We start from the raw sequence: 13,560 nt of genomic DNA on the forward strand, positions 1-13,560 counted from the left end.
ACGGCGCACCTGCTCCACGAGGGCGCACCCGCTCCGTCGCCCCTGCCGCAGCGGCTGGTCGGCCGCCTCGGCTGATTCCCGCACCAGTTCCTCGACGGCGCACCACTTCCTCGACGGCGCACCAGTTCCTCGACGGTTCCCGCACCAGTTGCCACTCCCCCTGACCGTTCGCGCACCACTTCCTCGACCGCGCACCAGTTCCTCGGCCGCGCACCCACTGCAGCCGGTGCGAGGCCGACCAACCGGTGCGCCAACGAGCAATTGGTGCGTCGCCGACGAAGTGGTGCGGGAACACCCGCGCCGGAGCGCAACGACAGACCCGTTCCACGAGCAACCGGTGCGACGCACGACCAAGAGCGGACTCCTGCATCCCGACGGCCCCTCCCGGACCACCGCTCGACCGCGGCGTCGCTCGCCACCCATTCCTGCACCGGTTGACCGCTCCCCTGGCCGTACACGCACCAGTTCCTCGACGCCGCAGCAGTTCCTCGGCCTCGCACCCGATGCAGCCGGTGCGAGGCCGACCAACCGGTGCGCCACCGAGCAACTGGTGCGCCGCCGACCAACTGGTGCGGGAACAACCGCGCGGAGCGCAACGAACAGACCCGCACCACGAGCAACCGGTGCGCCACCGAGCAACTGGTGCGCCGCCGATCAACTGGTGCGGGAACAACCGCGCGGAGCGCAACGAACAGACCCGCCCCACGAGCAACCGGTGCGCCGCCGACCAACTGGTGCGGGAGCGACCGAGTGGCGTGGCGATCCACCGACCGGCACCCCTCACAGCCCGCTCGGACAACACCTCCGCCAACCGGGCAACACCGGCCTCGTACGGCCAACACCGACGGCTCACAGGCAACACCTCTGCAGGGCCTACCAGAGCATGACGATCCAGATGATGGCGCCGCGACCGACCGGTGGCTGGGACGGTCGTGAACTGCTCGACGCCGATTTCGATTCGCTCGGCGATGCCGATGACCACGGCCCGTGGGTCGACGCTGCCCCGTTCCGCGCACATGTACGACACCTGATGGCCGAGACCGGTGTGGCCTGGCGGACCATCGCAGTGCTCGCCGACGTGCCGTCGCAATCGGTGGACCACCTCTTGCGCGGGCGTAACGGCCGCCCGGTCCCCCGGCTGCATCCGCTGATCGCCGAGCGACTGTTCCACCTGACCAGGACGGCCGTCGCCGATTCCGCGCACCGACAGATCCACGCCGCTCGGACGCAGCGGCTGCTGCAGTACCTCGCCGCTCGGGGTTGGGTGGTCCGAGACCTCTCCCGGCGCACCAGGATTCCCGAGGGTCAGCTCGCCGACCTCGTCGCGGGCAGGTCCGCGGCCTGCAGCCAACTCGTCGCGGCCACGGTCAAGGCCGCCGCCCAGGCGCTGTGGGACCTGCGCCCGGCGACCGGACCGGTCCAACCGTCCCAGCTGGAACGGCGTACGGAAGGCACACGCGTGATGATGGCCGCGGCCTGATCACCGCTGCCGGACCCGGCATCGCTAGTGTCGCGGAATGGCCGCCAACCAGGGTCTGCTCGTCGCGCCGGCGCTGGTCGTCGTTGTCGGAGTCGCGGTGGGCCTCGGAGGCCCCGCCCTGCTGCGCCGGCTGCCCGAACCCGTTCCACCGGCCGACGCCGACGACGACACCCGGTCGGACTACCTGACCAAGATCAGCTACCGGTCGCTGGCCACCGGCCGGTTCGGACTGATCACCGGCCTGGTCGCCGCAGCGCTGACCGCCGTTGCTGTACTCACCCAGCCACCTGGCTACTGGGCGGTGTGGGCGGTTGTCGGCACCATCGGAGTACTACTCGCCGCGGTCGACGCCATCACGACCTGGCTCCCGTCGCCGGCGATGCGGTTGGGCTGGGTCGCCGGAGCGGTGGCCGTGCTCGCCTGCCTCGCGGCAGACCCGGACCGGATCGCGATGGCGATCAGGATCGGCGGCAGCGTGCTGATCGCAGGAGGCGGTTACCTGCTGCTCTGGATGATCACCCGCGGCCGGGCGATCGCCTTCGGGGACGTGAGGTTGATGCCGCTGATCGGCGCCGTCGCCGGCACCATGGGCTGGGCGGGCCTCTACTGGTCGCTGCTGTTGGGCAGCCTGATCGGGGCGGTGATCGGAGTCGTCTGGTTGACCACCGGTCGACGTGGCCCGTTCCCTTACGGTCCGGCGTTGGTCTCCGGACCGTACGCTGCCGCCGTCCTGATCAGCGTGCTGCAGTGATCACCTGATCGGTTCCCGACGGCACCGAATCGTCACCGCCGAGGACGTGCAGCAGTGCCAGCGCGTACGCGTCCGAGGCGTCGGACATCGCCGGCGTGTGATGAGCGCCGTCCGGACCGGTGACACTGACCACGAAGCCGTCGCCGACGCGGTCCAATGACAGGAAGGCCGCACCCAGAGCGTCCCGCAGCTGGTGCTCCGACGGGAGCCACACCGCGATGTCGGACTCGATGGAGTCAAGTGCCCACTCGGTGGTGCCGTTGAAATGGAAGTTCGACTCCCCCTGCGCCCGGATCAGTTCGACCACCATGTCGCTGACCATGAAAACAGCGTCGACGATCTCCTCCCGCGGGATGAAGAATCGGTCGGCGTTCTGCGGAGTCCAGTCCAACAGAGGCCGAAGGCGTACGGCGAGCTCACGGGAGATCACGCTCCCAGGTTAGTTCGGCTGTTCCGGCCGCGGCCCTCGCCCGCCGGGTAGTCTCGGAGGGCGTGACTGTCCCGCGTCCCGGCTGGTACCCGGATCCGTCGAGCCGCGGCGAAACCTTCCGCTGGTGGGACGGCTCGGAGTGGACCGACCGGACGCGTACCAAGCTCCCGTCCCGCAACAACCGGCCGAACAATCGGCTGATCGTTCTGCTCCTCGGATTCAGCCTGGTGGTCGGCGGCGGTGTCGTCGGTCTGTTCGGTTGGCGGACCTTCTCCGACACCCGGCAGACCGACCGGCAGCAGGCTTCAGGAGCGGCCAGCCCGACGCCCCGGCACACCGCGCGGACCACCGGCCGCTCCCCCGGGCAACCGGACGGACAGCTGGACGAGACCACCCGGGAGGCGACTCTCGCCGGCGCCCGGATGATCCTCCCCGGTGCTCCGTACGAGCTGGTGACCGATCCGGTGACCGTGCCGCACGTCTTCGATGCCATGTTCGTCGCCAATGCGCCGGTCCACGCCCGCTTCAACGGATCGGACACTTGGGCCGCGACCGTCGGGCTCGGACACATCCCGGCCGACGCGTGGTCAAGGGATGATCTCCCGGGGTTCGCCCGCAAGGTCCTCTACGGATTCTCCGAACAGTTCTTCGGCTACCACCCGAGCTCGGTCGAACGGCTCGACTACGGGGCGGCGACGGTGAGCGGACGTCCCTGCGCCAAGATCACCGCCAACGTCGTCTACCGGGCCAAGAAGCCGGCCGGTCGCCACGACCGCTTGGTGATCATCGGTTGTCCGGCCGCGGACGGTTCGGTCATCGCGGCAATCAGTTCGGTTCCCGACGACGCGCGGCCGCTGCTGTCCCGGCTGGCCTCGAAATCCCTGGCGTCGCTGACGCTCTCCTGAGCCCAACCCTCGCCTACCGACCCTCCGGATCAGGCCGTCGCGGCGATCCACCGATCGAGCAGTTCCGCCGTGGCGCCGGTGTCGATCGCCTCGGCCGCGCGCTCCAGCCGCGCGGCAAGGGTCTCTCGAAGAGAGTCCGCCGGGCCCGGACCGTCGAAAGCCGCCAGCGCCGCGGCCGCGTTGAGCAGCACGATGTCGCGGACCGGACCGGTCTCACCCGAGAACACCCGGCGGGCGATCGCGGCATTGTCCGCTGGACCGCCGCCCACCAGCTCCGAGACGCTCGCCGGGGCGATGCCGAGTTCCTGTGGATCGAGCAGCGTGCGGTCGATCTTGTCACCGTCGAACACGAAGACCGTCGACGTCGTCGTCGTCGTCAACTCGTCCAGTCCGTCGGTGCCGTGGAACACCAGACCTTGATCACCGCGCTCGGCCAGCACCCGAGCGCTCAGTTCCGCCATCCGTTCGTCTGCGACACCGACGGCGTGAGCGTTCGGGCGACCGGGATTGGTCAGCGGGCCGAGGAAGTTGAAGGTCGTCGCGATGCCCAGCTGACTCCGGGCGCTCGCCGTGTTGCGCAGCGATCCGTGGTAGTGGGGCGCGAAAAGGAAGCCGATCCCGATCCGCTCGATCACCCGCTGCTGGTCCTCCGGCGACAGATCAAGCCGTACGCCGAGCGCCTCCAGTACGTCGGCAGACCCGCAGGCCGATGAGGCCGCCCGGTTGCCGTGCTTGACCACCCGGGCACCTGCGGATGCCGCAACCACAGCCGCCATGGTCGAGATATTGACTGTGTTGGTCCGATCTCCACCCGAGCCGACGATGTCGACCGACGGGTTGGGCGCCTCGATCGGCCTCGCGACCTCGAGCATCGCGGCCGCCAGGCCGCTGAGCTCCGAAACCGACTCGCCCTTGCTGCGCAGCGCGACCGCAAAGCCGGCGATCTGCACGTCGCTTGCCTCGCCGGCAAGGATCCGACTCATCGCCCAGGTCGCGGTCTCGGCGTCAAGATCATTTCCGGCGACCAGCGAGGACAACACCCCGGGCCAGGTCGGACCGGGCGGGACGACCATCTCCGCCGGCCTAGGCCGGACGGCCGGTGGCCGTCCCGAGCCGCTGCCGCAACAGGGCAGCGATCGCGCCGGGGAGCGTGATCGGATCGATCGGGTGCGGCACGACCGCGTCGGCGCGTGACCAGGTCGCGAGCCAGGCGTCGTCGGCACGGCCGGCGACGATCGCGACGGGCGGGCAGTTGTAGATCTCGTCCTTGAGCTGGCGGCAGATGCCCATCCCGCCCGGGCGGGCCTCACCGTCCAGCAGCATCAGGTCGATGCCACCGGCGTCCGCGGCCTTGATCACCGCAGCCTGGGTGGCTGCCTCGACGATCCGGATCTCGGGCAGATCCGAGGCGACCTTGCGGCCGAGGGCGGCGCGCACCTGGGCCCGGACCGTCCGGTCACTTGCGTAAACCAGGATGGTCGCAACCGGGGCGGAAGTCTGCTCGCTAGTCACGCCCGGCATCGTATCGCGAAGGCGTACTGAGGAATTCGCCAGGCCGAGAACGCCCCCGGGGATGTGCTACACGCTGTAGTTGGCAATAATGAGCCCGTGGCGATTCACACTCACGCAGCATCGACCCCCGCGCCGAAACCGCATTCGGCCCTGCACGACCTCCCGCAGTCGCGGCTGCTCGGCCGTCCGGGGCGGCCTGATGCCGTCGCGGTCGGCACGATCATCTGGCTGGCCAGCGAGTTGATGTTCTTCGCGGGGCTGTTCGCCGCGTACTTCACGATCAAGAACGTCACCACCGCGGCCGCCGTCAAGGCCGGCCTGACGCCGCTGTGGGAGCAGGGTGCCGGACTGCTCAACGTCCGCTTCTCCCTGATCAACACCACGGTGCTGGTGCTGAGCTCGGTGACCTGCCAGATGGGCGTGTTCGCCGCGGAGAAGGGCCGCGTCGGCCGGGTCGGTTCCGTCCTCAACCCCGGCAAGTGGGGCATGCGGGAGTGGTACGTACTGACCTTCATCATGGGCGCCTTCTTCATCGGCGGCCAGGTCTATGAGTACGCCCACCTTGTTCACGACGGCCTGACCTTGTCCTCCGACCCGTACGGGTCCATCTTCTACCTGGCAACCGGGTTCCACGGTTTGCACGTGACCGGCGGTCTGGTCGCCTTCGTCCTGCTCATCGGCCGGACCTACCTCGCCCGGACGTTCACCCACGAACAGGCCGTCAGCGCGATCGCGGTGTCCTACTACTGGCACTTCGTCGACGTGGTCTGGATCGCCCTGTTCGGTGTGATCTACATCCTTCAGTGACGTCACCCCGCATCCTTCGATGACGACGGAGCAGGTATGGGATAGCCTCAGAATCAACACCTCCGACGACTCGTAGTAGATCCTCTGCGGATCTGGTAATCAGAGAGGCAAACACGTGCGATTGCTGTCCTCCCGACGACGGCACCCGGCAGCAAAGGCGCTGCTCCTGGTGGCCGCGCTGTTCGTCATCGGCGCGGTGTACGCGGCCGTGGCGCCGACGCAACAGTCCGCTGCGGAGCCGAACACAAGCCAGCAGGTGACCAAGGGCAAGGAGCTGTTCTCGGTGAACTGCTCGTCCTGCCACGGCCTGAACGGTGAAGGTACGAGCCAGGGCCCGAGCCTCGTCGGCGTCGGCGCAGCCGCAGTCAACTTCCAGGTCTCCACCGGCCGGATGCCGCTGGCGCAGCCGGGCGCACAGGCGCCGGTCAAGCCGCGTGAGTTCGATGACGAGGAGGTCGCCGCGCTGGCCGCCTATGTCGCCACCCTCGGCCCCGGCCCGGCAATCCCGAACGCGTCACAGTATTCGACCGACGGTCTGACCGATGAGGAGATCGCCCGCGGAGGCGAGCTGTTCCGGACCAACTGCTCGGCCTGCCACAACTTCACCGGCCGCGGCGGCGCACTCCCGGGCGGCAAGCATGCACCGTCCCTGTTCGGCGTCTCCAACCTGCACATCTACGAGGCGATGCTGACCGGCCCGCAGCAGATGCCGGTGTTCTCCGATCAGGTGCTGCCCTCGCAGCAGAAGCGCCAGATCATCGCCTATCTGGAGGCGATCCACCAGGAGCCGAACCATGGCGGGCTGGATCTCGGCGGACTAGGCCCGGTCTCGGAGGGCATCGTCGGCTGGGCGATCGGCATCGGGTGCCTGATCGGCTTCGCCATCTGGATCACAGCACGAGGGGCGCGGGCACGATGAGCAGCAGCGGAACCAGCGGGGTCACCGACCAGAGCCCCGAGGAGTTCAACCCCGAGCAGCAGATCGCTCGTGAGGACTACGCCGGCCACGACATGCCGGTCCACGAGCCGTCGGCCCCTGTTCCGGATCCGGGCGTCGAGGAGCATCTGCCGCGGTGGACCGATGTCGACCAAGCGGCAGCCGACCGGGCCGAACGGCAGGTCGTCACCATGTTCCTGCTGGTGCCGGTGATGGCGGTGCTCTTCGTCCTGGCCTACTACCTCATCCCCCGGGACGCCTACGTCGACTTCGGGCCGCTGCACGCCTCGGCGACCCACGTCGCTCTCGGCCTCACACTTGGCATCGGCGTGCTGCTGATAGGTCTGGCCACCCAGCAATGGGCCCGTCAGTTGATGGCCAACAACGAGATCGTCGAGGAACGCCATCCCGGGCACTCGCCCGCGGACGCCGCCGAGGATGCGATGACGCAGCTGACGGTGGGTATCGAGGAGTCCGGTGTACCGCGACGGAAGATGCTGATCTACACCGCTCTCGGCGCCGTCGGCATCCTGGCCGCCCCGGCCCTGGTGCTGCTGACCGACCTCGGCCCGGTGGCCGGACCGAACTACCGGCGCCGCACCTTCGAGACCACGCTGTGGAAAGAAGGCATCCGGCTGGTCAACGACATCACCTACACCCCGATCCGGCCGGAGGATCTGGAGATCGGCCAGTTGGTCAACGGCGTTCCGGAGAACCTGAAGGACCTCACCGGGGCCGAGTTCAACGACGCCAAGGCCAAGGCCCCGATCGTCATCGTCCGGATGAACCCGGCCGACATCAAGATCCCGGCCGATCGCAAGGACTGGCAGGTGGCGGGCATCCTCGTCTACTCCAAGATCTGCACCCACGTCGGCTGCCCGATCAGCCTGTGGGAACAGCAGACCCATCATCTGCTGTGCCCGTGTCACCAGTCGACCTTCGACCTGGCCGACTCCGGGAAGGTCGTGTTCGGACCAGCGGCCCGGGCGCTGCCGCAGCTGCCGATCAAGATCAACGACGAGGGTTTCCTGGTCGCCCGCAGCGGATTCCCGGTTCCGGTCGGCCCGAGCTACTTCGAACGTGATTCCCGGAACGACCTGGGTCAGAGTGGGGAGTACCGCTGATGGCGAAGCCAGCCAAGACCGCGACGGAGGCGCCACAGCGCCCCGAACAGCCGGATCGGCAGCTCGGGCCGGTGATGAAGTTCTTCTCCGGGCCGGCCAAGTGGGCCGATGACCGGACCGGCGTCGGCGGCATCATGTCGGGCCGGATCCCGAACATCTTCAACCTCCGCAAGGTGTTCCCGGACCACTGGTCCTTCATGCTCGGTGAGATCGCGCTCTACTCCTTCATCGTGCTGCTGCTCACCGGTGTCTTCCTGACGCTGTGGTTCAAGCCGTCGATGGGTGAGATCGAGTACAACGGCAGCTACCAGCTGCTGCGTGGCCTGCCGATGTCGGAGGCGTACGCCTCCACCCTGAACATCTCCTTCGACGTGCGGGGCGGCCTGCTGATCCGGCAGATCCACCACTGGGCGGCGCTGCTGTTCGTCGCGGCGATGCTGACCCACTCGATGCGGATCTTCTTCACCGGCGGCTTCCGCAAGCCGCGGGAGATCAACTGGGTGATCGGCGCGACGCTGCTCTTCCTCGGCATGACCGAGGGCTTCCTGGGCTACTCCATCCCCGACGACCTGCTCTCCGGTGTCGGCGTCCGGATCATCTTCGGCGCGGTGCTGTCCATCCCGTTGGTGGGCACCTACCTCTTCACCTGGTTCCTGGGAGGGGAGTATCCGGGCGATCTTCTGGTGCCGCGGATGTACATGCTGCACATCCTGTTGATCCCGGCCGTCATCCTGGCGCTGGTCGGCTTGCACCTGATCTTGATCTTCTATCACAAGCACACCCAGTTCCCGGGCCAGGGACGTACCGAGAAGAACGTCGTCGGCTACCCCTTCTTCCCCGTGTACACGGCGAAGGCCGGCGGATTCTTCTTCATCGTCTTCGGTGTGATCGTCCTGATGGCCGGGTTGATGCAGATCAACCCGATCTGGACGTACGGGCCGTACAACCCTGCCGAGGTCAGTGCCGGCTCGCAGCCCGACTGGTATATCGGCTATCTGGAGGGTGCGCTGCGACTGATGCCCAACTGGGAGTGGCACATCGGCCACACCACGTGGTCGTGGAATGTCTTCATCCCGGCCATCCTGGGCTTCGTCGCACTGCCCGCCGCGCTGGCCGTCTACCCGTTCCTGGAGAAGTGGGTCACCGGTGACGATCTGGAGCACCATGTGCTGGACCGTCCGCGGAACGCACCGAACCGGACCGCGATCGGGGTTGCCGCCATCGCGGTGTACGTGGTGTTGATGATCGGCGGTGCCAACGACATCGTCGCAACGCACTTCCACATCTCGTTGAACTCGATCACGCTGGTGTTGCGCTGGGGCATCTTCATCCTGCCGATCCTGACGTTCATCATCACCAAGAGGATCTGTATCGGTCTGCAGCGGTCGGCGTACGACCGGGTGTTGCACGGCTCGGAGTCCGGTGTCATCCACCGCTCCCCGGCCGGCGGCTACTCAGAGCCGCACACGCCGATCACCCAGGGCGAGGCCTTCGCGATCACCCAGCACCACGAGTACCAGCCGATCACATCCGGTCCGGTCACCGACGCCAATGGCGTCGCCCGCAAGGGCACCGCGAAGGACCGCGCCAGGCGGCCGTTCACCCGTTGGTACTTCGGGCACAACGTGGCCAAGCCCACCGCTGCCGAGATCGAGGCGGCCGCCCACCACCACGGCGGTCACGAGGTCGAGGGCGACGGCCGAGCGGCCATCGAGAGCGAGCGCGCCGATGAGCAAGTCGGTGCCGGCCACTCGGACTGACGCAGCCTGAACAAGCCAACGCCCGCGGATCAGCCGATCCGCGGGCGTTGTCGTTCCTGCCCTCTCCCCTGCCCGGGTCAACGGCAAGCCCGGCCATTGGCCGGTTCAACTGCGTCGAATTGGTAACGCGCGGCACCATCCCGCACCCGAACCCGCGCGCCGCCGTCGAATCGGTAACACGCGGCACCATCCCGCACCCGAACCCGGCCGCCGCCGTCGAATCGGTAACACACGGCACCATCCCGCACCCAAACCCGGCCGCCGCCGAATGTGGTAACACGCGGCGCGAAATCGCACCCGATCCCAGCGGTACGGTGCGATTCGGCAGCACGTGTTACCAATTCGACGGCGGGGAGGACTGCCGGATCGGACCAGCTGCCAGTGACCAGCGGCAGGGACGCCCGAACAGGGACGCCCGAACAGGGACGCCCGAACAGGGACGCGCGGAAGGAGACGGTCAGGCGGCCGCGCTGTGTTCGGTCGGCACCGCTTCGTCGGGGCTCGGCGGCCCGGGCGGCGTACCGTCGCCGAACGGTCGGCCGCCCAGTTGCTCACGGTGATGCGGCGTCAGCCAATTGGCCAGATCCGGCCCCTTCGGGACGATCCGGGTCGGATTGATGTCGGCGTGAACGATGTAGTAGTGCTGCTTGATCTGGGTGAAGTCGATCGTGTCGCCGAAGCCCGGGGTCTGGAACAGGTCGCGCGCGTAGCCCCAGAGGGCGGCGTACTCGGACAGCTTGCTCCGATTGCACTTGAAGTGCCCGTGGTAGACGGGATCGAAGCGGGCCAGGGTGGTGAACAGCCGGACGTCGGCCTCGGTGATCGTCTCACCGACCAGGTACCGCTGGCCGGACAACCGCTCCTCCAACCAGTCCAGCGCGGTGAACAACCGGTCGTAGGCGCTCTCGTACGCCTGCTGTGAGCCGGCGAACCCACAACGGTAGACGCCGTTGTTGATCTCGGTGAAGACGCGGTCGTTGACCTCGTCGATCTCGTCGCGCAGCGGCTCCGGGTAGAGCTCGGGTGCCCCGCCGCGATGGAGCTTGGTCCATTCCAGCGAGAAGTCGATGGTGATCGACGGGAAGTCGTTGGTGACCACGGCCTTGGTCGGGATGTCGACGATCGCCGGTACGGTGATCCCCCGCGGGTAGTCCGGATAGCGGGCGAAGTAGGCCTGCTGCAGCCTCTCGTAGCCCAGCACCGGGTCGACACCACCGGGATCGAGATCGAATGTCCAGCTCCGCTGGTCGTGTGTCGGTCCGCACAGGCCGAGGGAGATCGCGTCCTCGAGGCCGAGCAGTCGGCGGACGATCAGCGTCCGGTTCGCCCACGGGCAGGCCCGGGCCGCGATCAACCGGTACCGGCCGGACTCCACCGGCCAGCCGTCCCGACCGTCGGCGGTGATCCGGTCCGGGATGTAGTTCATGTCCCGGTTGAATTCCTGTCCCGCGCGCACGTATTCCGAGAGCGACGAACCGGACCCCTGCTGTGTGTCGGACATGCGCACAGCCTAGGAGGTCGTTAAAACCTCAATGAAGAGGGTTGCCAAATGCCGCCATGTGGTCAGACCTCGCCGGCCTGTTCGTTGAAGTCGGGGACGCCGACGTCGACATCCTCCTCGGTGCGTGGCCTGATCAGCAATGACTTGCCGCCGAACGGCCCGAGCGCGACGCTGAAGGTGTTCAGGTTGTCGATCTCGCCGATCACCTCGTCGGTGACCATGTCGACGACCAGCGACGACGGCTCCAGCTTTTCGGAGCGGACGTGGCCGAAAACCGTCCGGTCGGCGAAGTTGAGCACCGTGACCTGCCGCTCGTCCGGGTCCTCCAGTTGGTGCACCATCACCAGCATCGCGTTCGTCGACGTCTGCGGTACGTCGATCTGGGTGCTGGTGGCGATCTTGTACACCTTCCGGATGCGCAGGATGTCGGCCAACTGGGAGACGAACGACTCCGGGTCCTCCAACTGGGCGGGCAGTGCGCCGTACAGGCTGACTCCGCGCGGCATCAGCGACGACGACTGCGTGGCATCGGGCTGGTAGTCCATCAGATCGTAGGCCGCACGGTGGATCCAGCGCGTGTCGCCGGTGCTCAGCAGTGGTGCGACCTGCTTGCGATCGAGGGTGAGCATGCCGACCAGATCCCAACCAGACAAGGCGAAAACGCCCGGCTGCAACGCGTTGAACATGACCAGCAGCAGGTGCGCCCGGCGGATCTGCTCGATCTGTTCGGCATCAAGATCATCGATGCTGGTGTATCCGAGCGCGGCCGCAATGACGGTCGCCGACGTCGAGGCGATCCCGTTGGTGGTGAAGGTCAGGTTGTACGGCGCATGGTCGCCGGTCAGTTTGTCGATCAGGTCCGAACGGATCTGTACCGCCAGACCCTCGCCGGTGTACTCGCCGTGGCGGAACCGGAACAGGTCCTGGCCGTGCACGGTCGCGAAGTGCACCAGTTCGTAGGTCATCTCGTCGTGGTTCTGCAACGCGTGCACCAGCGACACCGCCTCGACCCCGAGGTCGAGGGCCAGGTTCAATGTCATCCGGAGGAACTCGGTGTCCCCGGTCGCCAAGGCGTGATGGTAGGCCGGCCGGTTGACGAAGTCGTAGGACAGGTCGGCACCCCGGGCCGAGGTGTTCCGGATGTCGTCGATCGACAGGTTCAACTCCTGGAAGGTGAAGCCGCCGACCTTGCGTACCATCGAGGCGATCAGTTGATTGGCCGCCTCCGACAGCGGGTGCCCCTCCGACCAGGCGGGCACATCCTCCGCGGTCTTCTCCACTCCGAGGAAGCCGTTGGCGTCCAGCCGCAACGCGCCGGTTCCAAGATCACCAAGGGAATGCAGGGCATCGCCGATCACCAACCGCATCCCCGCGAACGTCGGGTCGAGCCAGTTGATCGTCGGCTGACCCTCCTTGAAGTAATGCAGATACACCCAGCGCCGCTCGACACCGTCCGGTCCGATCACCGGCGCCGTCGCGCTCCAGTTGGTGTCCTTGACCCCGGGCTCGGCGAAGATCACCCGCTGCATCTGGCCGATGATGTAGCCGGCCTTCTGCAACCGGGATTCGGCCTCGTTGTCGAGGTTGATCGAGTCCCTGCCACGGGGAACCCTCGGCAACATGTGCCAGTCCTCGGGAGGGATCTCCACCATGTGGTAGATCCCGGGGTAGTCGCCGACCTTCATCTCGGCCAGCCGGAAGTCAGCACCCTTGCCGGTGTGGCCGGGGACGATGTCGTCGATCACCGTGCCGCCGAAGTTGGCGGCAACCTCACACAGGCCGCGGAACTCGTCCTCGGTGCCGAAGATCTCGTCGATCTTGGTGCTGATCCGGTCGAAGTGGCCGTCGACGCTCGGTGTCTTGTCCCAGCCGTTGAGACCGCCGGCCTGTTTCACCGGGCCGGTGTGGATGGCATCAATGCCGATCCTCTGGAAGATCTCCCACAGGTCGGGGTCGCCGAGTGTCCCCAGGAACGACCTGCCCTTGGGCGTGATCATCGAGATCGGGTACGCGGTGAACCAGACCGACGCCTTCTCGATCGCCGATCGTGGATCGGGATTGGCGTACGGGTTCTGGAACATGCTCGGCAGGCCCTCGAACTGCCGCGCCATGTCGGTGGCATCGAAGAGCATCGACTCCTCGTGCAGCCAGTCGACGTACTCCGGATTGGATCCGACCGGCTTGCCGGATCGCGGCGATCGCTGGCGCAGTGGGAACAGCCGCGTCAGCCGAGCTCGCGGGCGCAGCCGTCGCGGCCTCGCCGGATAGAACTGCTCGTCGTAGTTGATCTCCGGCGGCTCGTGCTCACCGGCGGGTTGGTTGACCTGGTCGTCGGCCATGGGTCGACGTTAGT

At 67.3% G+C, this 13,560-nt stretch carries 12 protein-coding genes; 7 read left to right on the forward strand and 5 right to left on the reverse strand.

Going from position 1 to position 13,560, the window contains the following annotated elements:
• The first annotated feature begins 883 nt into the window (after positions 1-883).
• Positions 884-1,480: a hypothetical protein gene (locus GJV80_RS11485; protein WP_154688012.1), complete on the forward strand. Its 597-nt coding sequence runs from the start codon at positions 884-886 to the stop codon at positions 1,478-1,480.
• A 37-nt stretch (positions 1,481-1,517) separates the two neighbouring features.
• The gene (locus tag GJV80_RS11490; RefSeq protein ID WP_154688013.1) at positions 1,518-2,231 is read left to right on the forward strand and encodes an A24 family peptidase; all 714 of its coding nucleotides are present in this window, start codon (positions 1,518-1,520) and stop codon (positions 2,229-2,231) included.
• Here GJV80_RS11490 and GJV80_RS11495 read toward each other — a convergent pair.
• On the reverse strand, positions 2,215-2,661 hold the full coding sequence (locus GJV80_RS11495) for a pilus assembly protein CpaE (RefSeq protein ID WP_195909308.1): 447 nt from the start codon (positions 2,659-2,661) through the stop codon (positions 2,215-2,217). The genes GJV80_RS11490 and GJV80_RS11495 overlap by 17 nt on opposite strands.
• Positions 2,662-2,723: 62 nt before the next feature.
• Here GJV80_RS11495 and GJV80_RS11500 point away from each other — a divergent pair, with 62 nt between their 5' ends.
• Complete coding sequence (locus tag GJV80_RS11500) at positions 2,724-3,566, forward strand: DUF2510 domain-containing protein (RefSeq protein WP_154688014.1); 843 nt, start codon at positions 2,724-2,726, stop codon at positions 3,564-3,566.
• 29 nt (positions 3,567-3,595) lie between these two features.
• Here GJV80_RS11500 and trpD read toward each other — a convergent pair whose 3' ends face one another.
• Positions 3,596-4,639, reverse strand: coding sequence for an anthranilate phosphoribosyltransferase (trpD, locus tag GJV80_RS11505; protein ID WP_154688015.1), 1,044 nt, complete (start codon positions 4,637-4,639; stop codon positions 3,596-3,598).
• Positions 4,640-4,649: 10 nt separating this feature from the next.
• Positions 4,650-5,087, reverse strand: a complete 438-nt coding sequence (locus GJV80_RS11510) for a response regulator transcription factor (protein WP_154688016.1) — start codon at positions 5,085-5,087, stop codon at positions 4,650-4,652.
• A 165-nt stretch (positions 5,088-5,252) separates the two neighbouring features.
• Here GJV80_RS11510 and GJV80_RS11515 point away from each other — a divergent pair, with 165 nt between their 5' ends.
• The 4 genes from GJV80_RS11515 (at position 5,253) to GJV80_RS11530 (ending at position 9,706) form a co-directional block, all read left to right on the forward strand.
• Positions 5,253-5,885: a heme-copper oxidase subunit III gene (locus GJV80_RS11515; protein WP_255455577.1), complete on the forward strand. Its 633-nt coding sequence runs from the start codon at positions 5,253-5,255 to the stop codon at positions 5,883-5,885.
• 115 nt (positions 5,886-6,000) lie between these two features.
• Positions 6,001-6,804, forward strand: a complete 804-nt coding sequence (locus GJV80_RS11520; RefSeq protein WP_154688018.1) for a c-type cytochrome — start codon at positions 6,001-6,003, stop codon at positions 6,802-6,804.
• A 92-nt stretch (positions 6,805-6,896) separates the two neighbouring features.
• On the forward strand, positions 6,897-7,946 hold the full coding sequence (locus GJV80_RS11525; RefSeq protein WP_230208403.1) for a ubiquinol-cytochrome c reductase iron-sulfur subunit: 1,050 nt from the start codon (positions 6,897-6,899) through the stop codon (positions 7,944-7,946).
• Complete coding sequence (locus tag GJV80_RS11530; RefSeq protein WP_154688020.1) at positions 7,946-9,706, forward strand: cytochrome bc complex cytochrome b subunit; 1,761 nt, start codon at positions 7,946-7,948, stop codon at positions 9,704-9,706. Before GJV80_RS11525 ends, GJV80_RS11530 begins: the two co-directional genes overlap by 1 nt.
• A 457-nt stretch (positions 9,707-10,163) precedes the next feature.
• On the opposite strand, the gene GJV80_RS11535 is transcribed toward GJV80_RS11530, so the two are convergent.
• Together GJV80_RS11535 and treS are read right to left on the reverse strand one after the other, a co-directional pair.
• A complete protein-coding gene (locus GJV80_RS11535; protein WP_154688021.1) occupies positions 10,164-11,207 on the reverse strand; it encodes a glutathione S-transferase family protein in 1,044 nt (347 codons plus the stop codon).
• A 62-nt stretch (positions 11,208-11,269) separates the two neighbouring features.
• Positions 11,270-13,546: a maltose alpha-D-glucosyltransferase gene (gene treS, locus GJV80_RS11540; RefSeq protein ID WP_154688022.1), complete on the reverse strand. Its 2,277-nt coding sequence runs from the start codon at positions 13,544-13,546 to the stop codon at positions 11,270-11,272.
• Positions 13,547-13,560 lie beyond the last annotated feature (14 nt).

The organism is Microlunatus sp. Gsoil 973, from assembly GCF_009707365.1.
Classification (GTDB): domain Bacteria; phylum Actinomycetota; class Actinomycetes; order Propionibacteriales; family Propionibacteriaceae; genus Microlunatus.

What these genes read in the sequence shown, in the direction of transcription:
- GJV80_RS11485 (WP_154688012.1), top strand. Translation starts at nt 884, where the DNA reads ATGACGATCCAGATGATGGCGCCGCGACCGACCGGTGGCTGGGACGGT.
- GJV80_RS11490 (WP_154688013.1), top strand. Translation starts at nt 1,518, where the DNA reads ATGGCCGCCAACCAGGGTCTGCTCGTCGCGCCGGCGCTGGTCGTCGTT.
- trpD (WP_154688015.1), bottom strand. Translation starts at nt 4,639, where the DNA reads ATGGTCGTCCCGCCCGGTCCGACCTGGCCCGGGGTGTTGTCCTCGCTG.
- GJV80_RS11510 (WP_154688016.1), bottom strand. Translation starts at nt 5,087, where the DNA reads ATGCCGGGCGTGACTAGCGAGCAGACTTCCGCCCCGGTTGCGACCATC.
- GJV80_RS11525 (WP_230208403.1), top strand. Translation starts at nt 6,897, where the DNA reads ATGCCGGTCCACGAGCCGTCGGCCCCTGTTCCGGATCCGGGCGTCGAG.
- GJV80_RS11530 (WP_154688020.1), top strand. Translation starts at nt 7,946, where the DNA reads ATGGCGAAGCCAGCCAAGACCGCGACGGAGGCGCCACAGCGCCCCGAA.
- GJV80_RS11535 (WP_154688021.1), bottom strand. Translation starts at nt 11,207, where the DNA reads ATGTCCGACACACAGCAGGGGTCCGGTTCGTCGCTCTCGGAATACGTG.
- treS (WP_154688022.1), bottom strand. Translation starts at nt 13,546, where the DNA reads ATGGCCGACGACCAGGTCAACCAACCCGCCGGTGAGCACGAGCCGCCG.